We start from the raw sequence: 269 nt of genomic DNA on the forward strand, positions 1-269 counted from the left end.
GTACACCCCCTGCAGAGGTCACTCAGTGTGGGTAACGGAGCGTTACTTACGGCCAGGACCCCCACGCGGCCCCACCAGCCTCAGCCGATCGACTGCCCGGCGGAGCGGAGGTGCTGGCAGGCCTCGACGACGCGGGCGGCCATGCCGGCCTCGGCGGCCTTGCCCCAGGAGCGGGGGTCGTAGGTCTTCTTGTTGCCGACCTCGCCGTCGACCTTCAAGACGCCGTCGTAGTTGCTGAACATGTGGTCGGCGACGGGGCGGGTGAAGGC

The 269-nt window shown here is 69.1% G+C and carries 1 pseudogene; it reads right to left on the bottom strand.

The annotated features are described in order from the left end of the window. Positions 1 to 80: 80 nt before the first annotated feature. Positions 81 to 269: pseudogene (locus tag ACCD05_RS31910) on the bottom strand (class II fructose-bisphosphate aldolase); the annotation flags it as partial.

The sequence above is a fragment of the Rhizobium sp. Rhizsp42 genome, from assembly GCF_047304155.1.
Lineage (GTDB): Bacteria > Pseudomonadota > Alphaproteobacteria > Rhizobiales > Rhizobiaceae > Rhizobium.